The organism is Streptomyces niveiscabiei, assembly GCF_033794345.1.
In the GTDB taxonomy this organism is placed as follows: Bacteria; Actinomycetota; Actinomycetes; order Streptomycetales; family Streptomycetaceae; genus Streptomyces; species Streptomyces niveiscabiei.
The window spans coordinates 1-14,426 of the sequence record NZ_JARAYJ010000023.1 but is presented as its reverse complement, the minus strand read 5'-3'; the positions used below and the strand labels follow the sequence as shown (position 1 = coordinate 14,426).

The following is a 14,426-nucleotide window of genomic DNA, read 5'->3' as shown; positions in this document are numbered from 1 at the left end:
ATGCTCAACCGCCCGCCCGGATACGCACAATGCACCCACCGCGAGATCTATACGCTGACCGCATGGATGTGGAGCTGCGGCACCTGCGCTGCCTCGTCGCCATCGTCGACGAGGGCACCTTCACCGACGCCGCGATCACCCTCGGCGTCTCCCAGGCGGCCGTCTCCCGCACCCTCGCCTCCTTCGAACAGGCGCTGGGCGTACGGCTGTTGAGGCGTACGTCGCGAGAGGTCGCCCCGACGGCCGCGGGCACCCGCGTCCTCGCGCACGCCCGCCGCGTCCTCGCCGAGATCGACGACCTGGTCCACGAGGCGGCCTCGGGCCACACCAGCCTGCGCGTCGGCTACGCCTGGTCGGCGCTCGGCAGGCACACCCCGGTCTTCCAGCGCCGCTGGGCCGAGGCCCACCCGGCCACCGACCTGCACCTGATCCGCCACAACTCCGCGACCGGCGGCCTCGCCGAGGGCACCTGCGAACTGGCCGTCGTACGCCGCCCGCTGGAGGACCGCCGCCTCGACGCGGCGGTCGTCGGCCTGGAGCGCCGGCTCGCCGCCGTACCGGCCGACGACCCCCTCGCCGCAGCCGGCGCCGTACGCCTCGCGGACCTCGCCGCGGCCGGACACACGCTGGTGGTGGACCGCAGGACCGGGACGACGACCCCGGACCTGTGGCCGCCGGGCGCGCGTCCGGCGGTGGCGGAGATCAACGACGTCGACGACTGGCTGACCGCGATCGCCGGGGGCCGCAGCATCGGTGTGACCGCCGAGTCCACGGCCCACCAGTACCCGAGGCCCGGCGTCGCGTACCTTCCGGTGCTCGACGCCGAGCCGGTCGTCGTCCGTCTCGCCTGGTGGCGGGACGATCCGCACCCCGCCGCCCAGCAGGCGGTGGAGCTGCTGACGGCGCTCTACCGGGTCACACCGTGACCGGTTTCAGCAGCCGCCCGCCCCGGGCCAGCGCGGCGACCGAGGCCGCGCACGCGAGACCCGTCACGGTGAGCGTCCCCCACGTCAGCCACAGCGCGTCGTGCCGCCTGGCGACGTCCCACAGCGCCCCGGTGACGAGGTTGCCGAGGGTGATGCCCAGCCCGGACACGGTGTTGTACAGCCCGTAGTGCGTGGCCACGAGCCGCTCCCCGGACAGTGCGACGACCGTGTCCATCTCGAAGGGGTAGACGACCGCCGACCCCACCGCGAGCAGCACCACCGCCAGCACCAGCCCGGCGAGGACGGCGTACGACGACCCGCGCGGGACGAGCGCCAGCGGCAGGAACGCCACCCCCATCGCCGCGAGCCCCCGCACGAGCGCCTCGTCGGGCCGCCACCGCCCCTTCGCCCAGCCGGTGAGCCGCAGCTGACCCGCCACGGCGACGGCGGCGGACACCACGAACAGCCCGCTGGTGACCGCCGTGCCCCGCTCCCCGAGCGCGTCCTCGGCGGCGAGCGGCAGCGCCAGATACACCTGGAACGTCAGCACGTACGAGCCGATCATCGCGGCGGAGAACAGCAGGAACGGCCGGTTGGCGACGACCGTCCGCCACTGGGCGAGCACGCTCTCACCGCTCCCGGAAGCGACCCCGCGACGCGCGGGCAGCGCCCGCCACTGGAGCAGGCTCAACCCCGCGAAAACGGCCGCCGCGAGAGCGCACACCAGCCTGAAGTCGGCGGCCAGCAGCGCGAGTCCGACCAGCGGACCGAGCAACATCCCCGCCTGGTAATAGACGTTGAACGTGGCGAACGCGTCGACCCGCCGCTCACCCGACTCGGCCGCGAGATACGCCCGCACCGCCGGGTTGAACAGCGCACCCGCGAACCCGGTCGCGGCCGACGCGGCGATCAGCGCGGGCAGGCTGTCCACCCAGCCCAGCAGCCCGAACCCGACGGTCCGCAGCAGGCACCCGGCCAGGATCGGCGCCTTGTACCCGAACCGGTCGGCGATCGTCCCGCCGATCAGGAACATCCCCTGCTGCGAGAAGTTCCGCACCCCGAGGACCAGTCCGACGGCCCAGGCGGCCAGTCCGAGTCCGTCCGAGAGATGCGCGGCGAGGTAGGGCATGAGCATGTAGAACGCGAGATTGATCGCGAACTGGTTGACCATCAGCAGCCGCACGGCCGGCGGGAAGGAGCGGGTCTGCCGCCACAGCCCCCTCACCGGGAAACCCCGGTCACCGCGAGGGGGTCGACGACGTGCGTGCAGCGCGTCCAGCGGGTGACCGTCCGCTCACGGCTCGCGGCGATCTCGTCCGGCTCGTCGGCGGGCGGACGCCCGAGCAGGTCGTGGCGCCGGCAGTACTCGTCGTCGAACACCGTCCCGACGTACCGCTGCGGCCCGTCCGGGAAGACGGCGGCGATCCGGTCCTCGGCGGGCAGCGTCCGCGCCAGCCAGCGGGCGACCAGCGCGACCGCGCCGACGCTCCAGCCGCCGGTCGCGTAGTGACTGCGGGCCAGGTGGCGGGCCGCCCACACCGACTCGGGGGCGGCGACCCAGTGGACCTCGTCGAACAGGTCGTAGGCCACGTTGCGCGGGTAGATGCTGGAGCCGAGACCGCGCATCAGCCGCGTCCCGGCGGGCTGCCCGAAGATCGTCGAGCCGGTCGTGTCGACACCGACGACCTTCAGGCGCGGGAACCAGCCGCGCAGCACGGACGCGATCCCGGCGGAGTGCCCGCCCGTGCCGACCGAGACGACCAGCGTGTCGATCCGCCCGAGCTGGGCGACGAGTTCGGTGGCGAGCGGCGCGTACGCGGCCACGTTGTCGGGGTTGTTGTACTGGTCCGGGCACCAGGCCTCCGGGTCCCGCGCGAGATGCTCCTCGACCCGGCGCCGCCGGGCCTCCTGCCAGCCGCCCTCCGGGTGCGGGACGGTGACGAGGTCGACCTCGGCGCCGTACGCCGTGAGGAGCCCCGTCATCAGGGGTTCCATACCGGGGTCGGTGACGACGGTGACGGGGTGGCCGTACGTCGCGCCGGCCAGGACCAGGCCGAGGCCGAGCGTGCCCGACGTCGACTCGACGACGCGGGCGCCGGGCCGCAGCAGACCGCGTTCGCGGGCCGCGCGGACCATGTACAGGGCGGTGCGGTCCTTGATGCCGCCCGGGTTGTGGCCCTCCAGCTTGGCCCAGAAGCCGCGTCCGGCGGCCGTGAAGGGCTCGCCGATCCACAGGACGGGCGTGTCGCCGACCAGCCCGGCGGGCGTGTGGAGGGGGTGCTTGGCGTCGGCCAGCAACTGGGACACCGGAGCGTGGGGGGTATGCGTCATGGCGTGCTTCTCCTGCGGCCGGACACAGCCGGCCGTGGGTCGGGGGAAGAGACGGATCGTGATCGGACTCCGGTCCGATCAGGTCCGCCACACGCCGAGCCGGGCCCGGTCGTTGCCGGGCGGCAGGGGCGGGGGAGGAGTGCCGGAGAGGCGGGGGAGCGGGGCCGCCGCCGGATGGAGGACGGCGGGTACGGCCGTGACCGGGGCGAGCGGGCCGGCCGGGTGGTCGCGGGGCGGCTGGACGGTCGGCTCGTCCGCGTCCACGCAGTGGGAGGAGCCGCCGTGGGACCCGTGGCCGGGGCGGTGCGGTTCGCACGCGACGGACGACACGACGGTCAGGGCGTCCGCGCGTAACGGCTCGGCCGCCGTGGGGCCGTGGGCGCAGCACAGCACGTGCAGGAGCGTGACCAGCGCGAGCACCAGCACCGCTCCGGCCCGGCGCACGGAGCGGGTGTCCCGGCTGATCGACACGGCCCGCATGGACACGAACCCTAACCGTCGGCGCGCGTAAAGATCCTGTCAGTGCCGGCCGGGCGGTGGCCTGCAACCACGCGCACCTCCCCCGCCGGGCGGGGCCCGGCAAGTGCCCCGGCGACCGCGTCCGCCCAGGTGACGACGTTTGGCGCGGGCGCTCCTTCTGGGTTTCACTGCTGTCCGGGAGCCCGCGTACGAGGAAGGCGTCCGACATGAGCCGTCACGACACCGCGGAGCACGCCGGGCACGCCCACGGCGTGAGCTCCGACGCGGACCGCCGCTGGCTCGGCACCGCCCTGGCCCTCATCACGGTGTTCATGGCCGCCGAGGTCGTCGTCGGCATCCTGGCGAGTTCGCTGGCGCTGATCTCCGACGCCGCGCACATGCTCACCGACGCCGTCTCCATCGTCCTCGCGCTCGTCGCCATGCGGCTGTCCGCGCGGCCCGCCCGGGGCGGTTTCACGTACGGCCTCAAACGCGCCGAGATCCTCTCCGCCCAGGCCAACGGCCTGACCCTGCTCCTGCTGGGCGCCTGGCTGGCGTACGAGGCGGTACGGCGCCTCGTCGACCCGCCCGACGTCGAGGGCGGCCTCATGCTGGCGACCGCCCTCGCCGGGATCGTCGTCAACATCGCCGCGACCTGGTGCGTCTCCCGCGCGAACCGGAGCTCCCTCAACGTCGAGGGCGCCTACCAGCACATCCTCAACGACCTCTTCGCGTTCATCGGCACGGCGGTCGCGGCGCTGGTCGTCGTCCTCACGGGGTTCGCCCGCGCCGACGCGATCGCGACGCTGGCCGTGGTCGCCCTCATGGCCAAGGCGGGCTACGGGCTGGTCCGCGACTCGGGCCGGATCTTCCTGGAAGCGGCCCCCGTCGGCCTCGACCCCGACGCCATCGGCGACGAACTGGCCGCCCGCCCCTCGGTCGCCGAGATCCACGACCTCCACCTCTGGACGATCACCTCGGGCGAACCCGCCCTCTCGGCCCACGTCCTGGTCGCCCCCGACGGCGACTGCCACGCCGTCCGCCGCGACCTCCAACGCCTCCTGCGCACCCGCCACGCGATCACCCACACGACACTCCAGGTCGACCACGCGGGCGAGGACACCCCCGACGGCGCACACGGACCGGTGCACCGCGCGGGACCGCACGAACACTGACCCGGGAATACGCGTTGAGGCCCGGCGACCCCCCTTGTTACCGTCGGGCCATGGCTTTCCTCTTCTTCGTCTGAGTCCGGGCACGGCCGATCCCGCCGTCTCTGCCGCCCGTCGACCCTCCGCACGCCCGGGGAAAGTCCTATGCGCGCCCGCGCCCGAACCGCCATGACCCAGCTGTCCGTCAAGGACGTCACCAAGTCCTACGCCACCCGTACCGTCCTCGACCAGGTCACCTTCACCGTCCGGCCGGGCGAGAAGGCGGCCGTCGTCGGGGAGAACGGCTCCTCCTCGACGAACCCACGAACCACCTCGACACGGCGGCCGTGCGCTGGCTGGAGGACCACCTGCGTGCCCACCGGGGCACCGTCGTCGCCGTCACCCACGACCGCGGCTTCCACGGCGACCGGCTCGAACTGCGCGCCGGCCGCCGCCACTGACCACCCCACCCGGAACGAGGAACCCATGACGACCGCCTTCCTGACCCCGCGACAGCGCGCCGCCCGCACCTCCGCCGCCCTCGGCGCGGCCGTCGCCGCGGGCCGTGAACTCGGCCTGACCGTCACCGACGCCCGCGTGCTCCACGACGTCTTCTCCGTCGTCGTGCACCTCGCGCCCGCGCCCGTCGTCGTCCGCATCCCCACCGTCCTGCCGCAGCCCGCCGACCCGGCCGCCCTCGCCCGCCGCCAGCGCGACGAACTGGCCGTGACCCGCTGGCTCGACCGGCAGGGCGTGCCCGTGATCGCGCCCAGCCCGCTCGTACCGCGCGAACCCGTCCAGCGCGACGGCTTCTCCATGACGTTCTGGACGTACGTCCCCGAGAACCGGGACACGGAACCCGACTACGTGGCCAACGCCGAGAGCACCGCCGCCCTCCACGCGGCCCTGCGCGGCTACCCGGGCCGCCTGGAGTTCCTGTCCGCCGCCGACCCGGACTTCGTCACGCGGAGCCTCGCCGACCCCGTCCTGATCGACCCGGCCGACCTGGACCGCGCCCGCCGCGAGTGGCGGGTCCTGGAACCCCTCGTCCGCTCCCGCGCCGCCTTCGAGGCCCGGTTCCCGGGCATCGCACTCCAGGCCGTCCACGGCGACTCCCCGCCCGCGAACATCTTCGCCGGGGTGGACGGCGACCTCTACGCCGACTTCGAACTGGTCACCCTGGGGCCCGTCGAATGGGACCTCGCCGCCCTCGGCCCCGAACACCGGGCCGCCTACGACCGGGGCGCACGGAACGCCGGCACGCGGACGCTCGACGAGGACGTCCTGCGCTTCGCCGACGCCGTCGGCATGCTGCGGGCCGTCGCCACGCTCACCCTGGCGCCCCAGCTGCCCGAACTGATGGAGTACCTCACGCCCGCCGTCGAACACTGGCGGACCCTGCCCTTCGCGGGAGGCGTCGCCCCGACCCGGCCATAGCCACCCGCTGTACCCCCCTTCGCCCTACCCCTCCACCCGGGCCGTTCGGCACGGCTCACCATGCGGACGGAGCCATACGCGCGATACCCCATGAAGCTCAGCGCCCCGTCGCACGAAGGAGGGGCTTCCGTGTCCCGGTACGCGATCCGCCGCCACCGGGTCGCCCAGGTCGCCACTGCCGGAGCGGCCGTGGAGGCCGTGCCGGTGGAGGCACGCGCACCCGGGGCCGGTGAGGTGCGGGTCGATGTGATGGCCGCCGGGATCTGCGGCGCCGACACCGGAACGGTCCGCGACCCCGCCCTGGCGACCGGCTTCCCCGTCACGCCGGGGCACGAAGTCGCCGGCGTCGTCGCCGAGGTGGGGCCGGACGTTGCCGGGTGGGCGGTGGGGGAGAGGGGCACCGCCAGCTGGTTCGGCGGGAGCTGCGGGCACTGCCGCGCCCTGCCGTACCGGAGACGTCGTGCACCGCCCCGAGCGCAAGGTGCCGAGGCTCGCGTACCCCGGCGGGTGGGCGAGCACGACCACCGTGCCCGCCACCACCCTCGCCCGGATCCCCGACGGGCTGACCCCTGCGGACGCCTGTCTGTTCGGCTGCGCCGGAGTCACCACCTTCAACGCCCTGCGCCACTCCGGCGCCGGGCCCGGTGACCTGGTCGCCGTCCTCGGGATCGGCGGGCTCGGGCACCTCGCCGTTCGCTTCGCCGCCGCCATGGGGTTCGAGACCGCCGCGATCGGGCGGGGCGCGGAGAAGCGGGCGCTCGCCGAAGAACTGGGCGCGCGGCACTACATCGACGCCGAACGCCAACACCCCGGAGCCGCACTCACCGCCTTGGGCGGCGCACGGCTCATCCTCTCCACAGCCTCCAGCACCAAGCCCCTCGCGGAACTCACCGACGGCCTCGCCCCCCCCCACGGACAGTTCACCGTCGTCGGATTCGACGGAACCCCCCTCCCACTACCCCTGGGCAAACTGGTCATGGGAGCCCGAACCATCGCCGGGCACCTGACAGGAAGCCCGGCCGATACCGAACAGGCGATGCGCTTCGCCGCCACGACCGGCGTACGGCCGATGGTCGAGACGGCCCCACTGGAGGAGGCGCAACACGCGCTGAAGACACAGCAGGAAGGCAAGGCGCGGTTCCGGATGGTGCTGAATCCGGACGCGTGAGGGAGAAGGGCTCGGACAGAGACACGGGGCCCTCGCCGCGGCCTCCGATAGGAGCAGGGGAGTCGGAGAGAATGCCTGCCATGACGACTTGAAGAGCACCAGCCGCGCGCCCGCGATGGACGAAGGCCGGCACCCTGGACACTCCTACTTGTACTGGCCGAGATGGTGACGCTACCGCGTACGCTTGCCGTGAGCCCTTGAACGGGGCAGGCGTACCAGGCGGCCGTACACCGCCTGTGTTCCGGGTGGGCCGCGCGAATGTCGTGCTCCCAGATGGGGTTCCATCTGGGACTGGGGCACCAGTCAGGGGTTCGTACCGTCTCCAGCCGGTGTGCCGTCGCCCGGTGCCCTCTGTCGCAGTCGAGCGACTCGCTGTTCCTGCTCGGTGCGAATCGACGTGGCGTTGGCCTTGCCGTAGTGGTCGGCGAGCTTCTTCAGACTGCTGGCGACGTCAGCCACCTTCTGCTCCAGCCTCTTCATGGGGCGTTCACCCACCAGCGATTCGCCCCAGGTCCCGAAGTCGACCGTGTACGCAAGATCCTCTACCGGACCGTACGGCCCCTCGGCCCTGACCGTGAAGTCGTACACCTGAGGAAGCGCCGTGTTGCTGAAGCGGTCTGGGACGTCGAATACGTACTTCAGCCGCCGTCCGGGAGGCAGCATCGGGAAGGTGCGGCCCATGGCACGCTGCAAGCGCTGGGTGTGCGTGTCCCCAAGGCCAGACTCCAGCGGCGGTGTGACAGTGACCTGCACGTTCCGGGCGACGGTGGGACCGATGTTCTCGATGAGCAACACCATAAGACCCGATCCAGGCTGGTCAGGCTGAATGTCCACGACGACGTACGGCTCGTTCTGCTCTCGATGAGCCTGAGTTGCCTGAGCGAGCTGCTGGCGCAGAAGGTTTGCCTGATCCTCGGCGGCAGCGGCCTGCCGCTCTGCTTGAGTTGCCGCTGTGCGCGCACTTTTCGCCTGCGACAGGCTGATCAGCATTGCGATGACCGCTACGCCCCCAGCCCCGACAGCGATCCAGTCTCCCGGTTCCATGCCTGTGACGGTAGCGGTGTGCGGAGGTGCCGTCAGGGAAGCGACACCACTCCGGTGTCCCGGGCCAACTTGTGCGTGCTCCCCGTGGTTCACCCTAGACAGTTGTAGGTACTCCGTGAGCGGCATGCCCCCTACGTTGGCCGCGGTGTCCGATCGTTACTGGACCCGCGAGGCATACCAACGGAGGAACTTCATGCGCAAGCGCATCGCCACAGCCCTCGGCGCCACTGCCGCGGCCATCATGCTCACCACTGGCACCGCATCCGCGGACACCGGGTCCGGGCATCGTCCGGACACCGGTGTCTACTTCGTCGATGGATTCGGCGAGTTCACCCGGCCTTGCGGGACCACCTATGCCATCAACCTGACCAGTAAGAAGGCGGTGGCAGGCAAGGGCAACGACGGCTCCTGCGCAGGCCACGTCTGGATGCGTGTCCACGGCGACAGCTGGGGCAAGTGGCGTGACAGCAACACTCAAGTGGGACCGGTCAACAGCCCGAGCGGCAAGTTCGACAGGGCCCAGATCAAGGGCTGCAACAAGGACTACTGCAAGACGTACACCGTGTACGTGTAGCAGTACCGGTGGGCCGGACGTACGTCCCCTCGCCCCACCCGCCGGGACGAGCCCCGCCAGAGGACCCCTGCGGCGGGGCTCACACGTGTCACAGCTGCGACACGAAGAGTGCACGCCCCATCCGTAAGTTACACAACGCCCCCACAATGACGGACAGTTCAGTACCGTCCTTGGGGGGACCATGCACGCCAGAACGACCGCGCTCGCCACCATCGCCATCCTCGCCGCCACGCTCACCGCATGCAGCGAACCCGAGCAGGGCAAGGCTGAACGCGCCACCGCAGCGGCCAGCTCGCCGGCCTCCGACTCGCCCGACGGCGACGCGGCCCCGGCCGCCGACGATAAGCCGGACACCGAGCTCGCGGTGGGGGACACCTTCGCCTACAGCGACGGGCTCAAGACGAAGGTCGACAGCATTAGCACGATCACCAAATGGGGCGAGTACGACACCAAGCCTGACCCCGACATGACCCCGTTCCGGGTCACGTTCACGATCACCAACGGCACGAAGAAGGCGTACGACCTGGACGGCTTCGGCTACAACGCCGAAGGTGCCACGACCGGTGGGCAGACCGAGTTCCTGTACGTCGAGGCAGGCTCGAAGCAGGCCGACGGCCGACTCGCCGCAGGCCGCTCCGCCACGTTCACCGCCGAGTACTCCCTCGCCAAGAGTGACGGCAAGGAGGTCCTGTTCACCATGAGCCGCTCCGACGATGCGTGGCTTCAGAGCGGCAGCTTCCTCGGCGACGACCCGAACTGGACCGGCACCATCAAGTAGGCGCACGGGAGGCTGTCAAGTCGGGACGAAGCATGCGGAGTTGTACGGCATTCTGTGCCAGTGACCTTCGATCCCAACACCCTCATAGCTCCCGTGGTCGGCCTGGTGGCCGTCCCTCTCGGTGCATGCGTGAACGCTCGCGCTACAGTCCGCGCTGAGGTCAAGGCCGAGCGCGATAACCTCGGTGCCCAGTTCGACGCCATGTTCGTGGCCGTCGCGCAGCTGCGCGACGCGGTCGACGAGGATCGCATCCTGTGGAGCAACGGGATGGAGAAGGTCCGCGCTGGCATCCTGGCTGGGATGGCTGACGTTGGCCTCGCCGCCTTCATCAGGGGGGCCGACCGCCGCCAGCTCGCGGCGGTCCTGGGTGGGGCCAGCTGGGTCCTGTCCCAGGAGCGCATCCAGCAGAAGGCCGCGACTTCGAGCATCACGCCCAAGGCCACCGCAGTGACTCAGGCCTCCGCCCCGCTCATTCAGCACTCCGACCTCCAGGTGCGCGAGACCGCTGAGCGTGTGATGGCGGCGGCATACGGCTACCACGAAGCCGCGAGCGCAGCCGAGTTGGAAGCGGCCCCTCATGCCTTCGGTGTCGCCGTGCGCGCCGCCGCGCAGCCGACGCCTGGTCGATGGCGGCGCCGCCGCGAGCTTCAGCCCGGAGCCGATGCCGGGTGATCTACCAGTCCGGTAGCTACTGGTAGATCACTGGGGCCACTAGCTTGACTCTGTCGGGGAGTGTGTCCTGAACACGATGAGGAACTCTATGTAGGAATTGCATCCTCAAGTGATGCTGTGCGGGAGATGAAGGAATTGGCCCTTCGGAGTCGCCCTGCGGGGGGAGGCTCCAAACCGCCTCATGCTGCGTTGACTGAAGACCGTCGTGGTGAGCGATGAGGAAAAGGCGTCGTGAGAGGCGTCAGGTGGGGATCAGGAAGACGAGCGCAAGCGAATCATTGTTGACGTGTCGAAACAGAGCGAGAAGGCATCAGAACCGGAGATATTTTCCGATCTCTGGGATGAGTCTGGCGGGAGCCCGTTTATTGGCCAGATGGTGCCCGGCATGAAGATGACGTGAGCCTGATCTGCTGCTTCCGCATGGAACAGGAGAAAGCGCACCCTGACACTGTCCGCTCGGGTTGAGCGGTGAGAGGGAGCGTCCCAAGCGGCTGAAACCGCAAGGGACTGAGTACCGTCGCTGGGTGCGCTGGCGGACCGGCCCGTAGTAGCGATGAAGCCCCTGTAATGGGGGTGGAGCGAAGGGGCCGGGTCATCCGTAACTGTGTTCGTTTGGCCAGCCGGCTATGACCGGGAGGAGCCGATGGGGCAGTTGAAGTCGTCAGACAAGCCGTTTGATATCCCGGAGTGGGAGGTCTGGGAGGCTTTCCAGGATGTGAAGAGAAACCAGGGCGCACCGGGAGTGGATGCGCAGTCCATCGAGGACTTCGAGGCCGATCTGAGGAACAACCTCTACAAGGTCTGGAATCGGATGTCGTCGGGGACGTATTTCCCTCCTCCGGTGCGTGCGGTAGAGATTCCAAAGCAGCACGGTGGAGGCACGAGAATGCTTGGCATTCCCACTGTCGCCGACCGGGTTGCCCAGACAGTCGTGGCCCGGCATCTCGGTGTCCGTGTGGACCCTGTGTTCCACGAGGACTCTTATGGATACCGGCCCCGGCGGTCGGCCTTGGATGCGGTAGAGCGTTGCAGGGCACGGTGCTGGAAGAAGGACTGGGTGATCGACCTCGACATTCAGAAGTTCTTCGACAGTGTCCGCTGGGACCTCATCGTCAAGGCTGTGGAGGCTCACACCGATGCCGTCTGGGTGAAGTTGTATGTTGAGCGGTGGCTTCGCGCGCCGCTTCAACTGCCGGACGGCTCCTTGCAGATGCGGGATCGGGGCACCCCGCAGGGGTCTGCGGTCTCGCCCGTGCTGGCGAATCTGTTCATGCACTACGCGTTCGACATGTGGCTGACCCGGACATGCCCGGGTGTCCAGTTCGAACGCTATGCCGACGACGCGGTGGTGCACTGCGTCAGCGAGAGTCAGGCCCGCAAGGTCCTGGCGATGCTCGGGAACAGAATGGAGGAGGTCGGGCTGCGACTGCACCCCGACAAAACCAAGATCGTGTACTGCAAGGACGGGAAGCGGCGCGGCTCTTACGAGCACACGTCCTTCACGTTCCTGGGGTTCACGTTTCGCCCACGCGGCGCACGGACCAAGGACGGCGTGAAGTTCCTGTCGTTCCTGCCGGCGGTCAGCAAGGATGCTCTGAACAAGATGGGGCGCGAAGTACGCCGATGGCGGCTCCATCGTCGCTCCAGCTTCACGTTCGTGGAACTCGCCAAGTCGATCAATCCGATCGTGGCGGGCTGGATGAACTACTACGGCCGGTTCTATCGGTCGGCATTGTATCCCCTCCTGGCGCGCATCAACGCCTACTTGGTGCGGTGGATCCGACGAAAGTACAAGCGGCTCGCGGGGCTGAGGAAGGCCGTCGAGTGCATGCAGGGGATCGCCAAGCGATATCCCCGGTTGTTCGCACAATGGCGGTGGGCAACTGAAGCCTCTGTTGCCTGGTGACCAGGATGACAAGAGCGGAGTGACGAGAGATTGTCACGCTCCGTTCTGTGGGAGCCCGGGGGTGAGATTCCCCCGGGCCACCCGACTCTTGGAGCTGGCAAGGTCAGGTGCCCAGAGTGCGCCAGGCCTTCGGCCGGGGTAGTTCATGCTGGTCGAGGTATGTCTGACAGGCTGTCGGTCGGCGGGGAGCGCGTGCCTCCTCGGTTATTGGGAGACCGCTGAGGCGCTCGATGTTGATGGCGATGGCGGTTAGGACGTGCCGGACGTGGGCTTTTTGCTGTCCGCGATAGCGGCAGCGGCGCATGCCGTGTCCGTGTGCGAACTCGTTGACCGTTCCCTCGACTCCGGAGCGGACCGCGTAACGGGTCTTCCACTCGGGTGTCTGTTGCTCGGCGCGGACGCGGAGTTGCAGGTCGCGGAGTTCTCGCGGGGGAAAGCTGACGGTGCGGTGGCCTTCGCGGGAGGCGGTGCACTGTGCGCGGACCGGGCAGGGGTGGCACTGGCTGTTGGTGAACCAGGCCACGATCAGCAGGGCCGCGGTGGGCGAGGAGGTCGGGTAGGGGCCGTGCCAGCCCTGGCTGACCTGCCCCTGTGGGCAGGTGACCTGCCGGCGGTCGTAGTCGATGTGGAAGTCGTCGCGGGCGAAGCCCTCGCCCCGGCGGTGCTGCCGGGTGGGGTTGCCCCGGAGCGGTCCGGAGACGGTGATCTGGTGTTCGCGGGCGGCTTGTTCCAGGTGAGGCAGGGGTGTGTAGCCGCTGTTGACCAGGTGCTCGGCGGGCAGCAGCCCGCGACGGTCCAGTCGGGTGTGGATGCCGGGCAGGACCTTGCTGTCGTGGGTGGTGAACGTAGTGGTGGCCACGTCCGTGATCACATTGGGGCCATCGGGAGCGCGTCTCCGTCAGGTGGGCGGAGAACCCCTTCCAGCTGATGATGTGCCCGTGGCGTGCGTAGCGGGGGAACCTCAAGGTGTCGTAGGGCGAGACGATCGCCTGTGCCGAGGGCGGCAGCCCCGGCCCGCCTTCGCTCTCGGCGATGCGCCAGTACAGGTGTCCTGCGGCGTTGCGGTGGTAGTTCTGCACCATGATCCGGCGCGGGGACTGGACCCGGGTGCCGAACGCGTGGTCTTTCCCATGCCAGTAGAGGTGCTCCTGGAGCTGGACGGCGTCGTTTCCGGTGGCCAGAGTCCTGGTCTTGGGTTTGGTGGGGTTGCCCAGGCGGACGGGACGGCCGTAGCGGCGCCCCCAGTTCTCGTCGACGAGGGGGGCGGTACCGGCGACTCCTCCAGCGCGGCGCGGACCGCTTCGGTCACCAGCTCCAGCCGGGTCAGGTCGCGGACCGCGGCCAGGACGTGGGTGGAATCGGTGCACTGCGTGGTGCGCTCGCGTACGAGTCCGGCTTCCTTCAGGCGGGCCAGCGCCAGGTCGAGAAAGCGGTCGGCCCGACCGTCCTCGGTGAGGCGGACGCGGAAGTCGGTGAGCACGCTGTGGTGGAAGCCGGGGTCGTCCAGCTCCATGGCCAGCGCGTATTTGAAGTCGATGCGGCAGCGAACCGCCTCAGCGGCCTGCCGGTCCGACAGGCCGAGCACGAACTGCAGCACACAGACCGTGGTCAGATGGGCCGGCGAGAGGCCGGGGCGTCCGTCACGTGGGTACCAGTCGGTGAAGTCCTCGTCGTGCCACAGGCCGTCCAGTAGGTCGCGCACCCATATCGCCGTCGTACCGCCCGGGTTGCTCGCCCGCGCGATCTGCGCGGTCAGAGGCGGGACTCGCTCACCAGAACGGGGGCGGAGGGACAACGGGCACCTCGACAACTGCATGGACACTCGGAACACCGCGAGCATGCCCACTGGCGGGACGTTCCAAGATCCCCGACAGAGTCAAGCTAGTGCCGCATCAGGCAACGTTTGCCCTGCCTGTACGGTCGGGGCATGGATGCCAGCGGCCAGCCGAGTCTTGATGAGATCGAAGATCGCTTCGTTGG

General features: G+C 69.9%; 15 protein-coding genes and 1 pseudogene. 9 read left to right on the top strand and 7 right to left on the bottom strand.

The features are described from left to right. Positions 1-62: 62 nt before the first annotated feature. On the top strand, positions 63-926 hold the full coding sequence (locus tag PV682_RS27655; RefSeq protein ID WP_319734512.1) for a LysR family transcriptional regulator: 864 nt from the start codon (positions 63-65) through the stop codon (positions 924-926). On the opposite strand, the gene PV682_RS27650 is transcribed toward PV682_RS27655, so the two are convergent. The 3 genes from PV682_RS27650 to PV682_RS27640 all read right to left on the bottom strand — a co-directional run bounded on the left by PV682_RS27650 (position 916) and on the right by PV682_RS27640 (position 3,737). Next, a complete protein-coding gene (locus PV682_RS27650) occupies positions 916-2,151 on the bottom strand; it encodes an MFS transporter (RefSeq protein ID WP_319734511.1) in 1,236 nt (411 codons plus the stop codon). The two genes, PV682_RS27655 and PV682_RS27650, sit on opposite strands and share 11 nt — an antisense overlap. Continuing rightward, positions 2,148-3,257, bottom strand: a complete 1,110-nt coding sequence (locus PV682_RS27645; RefSeq protein ID WP_319734510.1) for a PLP-dependent cysteine synthase family protein — start codon at positions 3,255-3,257, stop codon at positions 2,148-2,150. Before PV682_RS27645 ends, PV682_RS27650 begins: the two co-directional genes overlap by 4 nt. Positions 3,258-3,335: 78 nt before the next feature. After that, the gene (locus tag PV682_RS27640) at positions 3,336-3,737 is read right to left on the bottom strand and encodes a hypothetical protein (RefSeq protein ID WP_319734509.1); all 402 of its coding nucleotides are present in this window, start codon (positions 3,735-3,737) and stop codon (positions 3,336-3,338) included. Between the two features lie 206 nt (positions 3,738-3,943). Between PV682_RS27640 and PV682_RS27635 the strand changes: the two genes are divergently transcribed. Then, positions 3,944-4,891 (top strand): cation diffusion facilitator family transporter, encoded by a 948-nt coding sequence (locus PV682_RS27635; RefSeq protein WP_319734508.1) that lies wholly within the window; start codon positions 3,944-3,946, stop codon positions 4,889-4,891. A gap of 200 nt (positions 4,892-5,091) precedes the next feature. On the opposite strand, the gene PV682_RS27630 is transcribed toward PV682_RS27635, so the two are convergent. After that, a complete protein-coding gene (locus PV682_RS27630) occupies positions 5,092-5,355 on the bottom strand; it encodes a hypothetical protein (RefSeq protein ID WP_319734623.1) in 264 nt (87 codons plus the stop codon). Here PV682_RS27630 and PV682_RS27625 point away from each other — a divergent pair. From PV682_RS27625 to PV682_RS27615, 3 genes and pseudogenes are all read left to right on the top strand, one after another. Further along, entirely contained in the window at positions 5,354-6,304 is a 951-nt protein-coding gene (locus tag PV682_RS27625; protein WP_319734616.1) for an aminoglycoside phosphotransferase/kinase family protein, read from the top strand. The two genes, PV682_RS27630 and PV682_RS27625, sit on opposite strands and share 2 nt — an antisense overlap. A gap of 60 nt (positions 6,305-6,364) precedes the next feature. Further along, a pseudogene (locus PV682_RS27620) lies at positions 6,365-6,688 on the top strand (alcohol dehydrogenase catalytic domain-containing protein); the annotation flags it as partial. 76 nt (positions 6,689-6,764) lie between these two features. Then, positions 6,765-7,472, top strand: a complete 708-nt coding sequence (locus PV682_RS27615) for a zinc-binding dehydrogenase (protein ID WP_319734507.1) — start codon at positions 6,765-6,767, stop codon at positions 7,470-7,472. A 303-nt stretch (positions 7,473-7,775) separates the two neighbouring features. On the opposite strand, the gene PV682_RS27610 is transcribed toward PV682_RS27615, so the two are convergent. Beyond that, on the bottom strand, positions 7,776-8,516 hold the full coding sequence (locus tag PV682_RS27610) for a hypothetical protein (protein ID WP_319734506.1): 741 nt from the start codon (positions 8,514-8,516) through the stop codon (positions 7,776-7,778). Positions 8,517-8,709: 193 nt separating this feature from the next. On the opposite strand from PV682_RS27610, the gene PV682_RS27605 reads away from it, so the two are divergent. The 4 genes from PV682_RS27605 (at position 8,710) to ltrA (ending at position 12,446) form a co-directional block, all read left to right on the top strand. Next, on the top strand, positions 8,710-9,090 hold the full coding sequence (locus PV682_RS27605; protein WP_319734505.1) for a hypothetical protein: 381 nt from the start codon (positions 8,710-8,712) through the stop codon (positions 9,088-9,090). Positions 9,091-9,271: 181 nt separating this feature from the next. Further along, positions 9,272-9,868: a hypothetical protein gene (locus PV682_RS27600; protein WP_319734504.1), complete on the top strand. Its 597-nt coding sequence runs from the start codon at positions 9,272-9,274 to the stop codon at positions 9,866-9,868. Positions 9,869-9,928: 60 nt separating this feature from the next. Further along, positions 9,929-10,540 (top strand): hypothetical protein, encoded by a 612-nt coding sequence (locus tag PV682_RS27595; protein ID WP_319734503.1) that lies wholly within the window; start codon positions 9,929-9,931, stop codon positions 10,538-10,540. A gap of 643 nt (positions 10,541-11,183) precedes the next feature. Further along, complete coding sequence (ltrA, locus tag PV682_RS27590; protein ID WP_319734502.1) at positions 11,184-12,446, top strand: group II intron reverse transcriptase/maturase; 1,263 nt, start codon at positions 11,184-11,186, stop codon at positions 12,444-12,446. A 103-nt stretch (positions 12,447-12,549) separates the two neighbouring features. Here the strand turns inward: ltrA and PV682_RS27585 are convergent, their stop codons facing one another. Next, positions 12,550-13,305 (bottom strand): transposase, encoded by a 756-nt coding sequence (locus tag PV682_RS27585; protein ID WP_319734501.1) that lies wholly within the window; start codon positions 13,303-13,305, stop codon positions 12,550-12,552. Positions 13,306-13,407: 102 nt separating this feature from the next. Beyond that, positions 13,408-14,148: a transposase gene (locus PV682_RS27580; RefSeq protein WP_319734500.1), complete on the bottom strand. Its 741-nt coding sequence runs from the start codon at positions 14,146-14,148 to the stop codon at positions 13,408-13,410. Between the last annotated feature and the right edge of the window lie 278 nt (positions 14,149-14,426).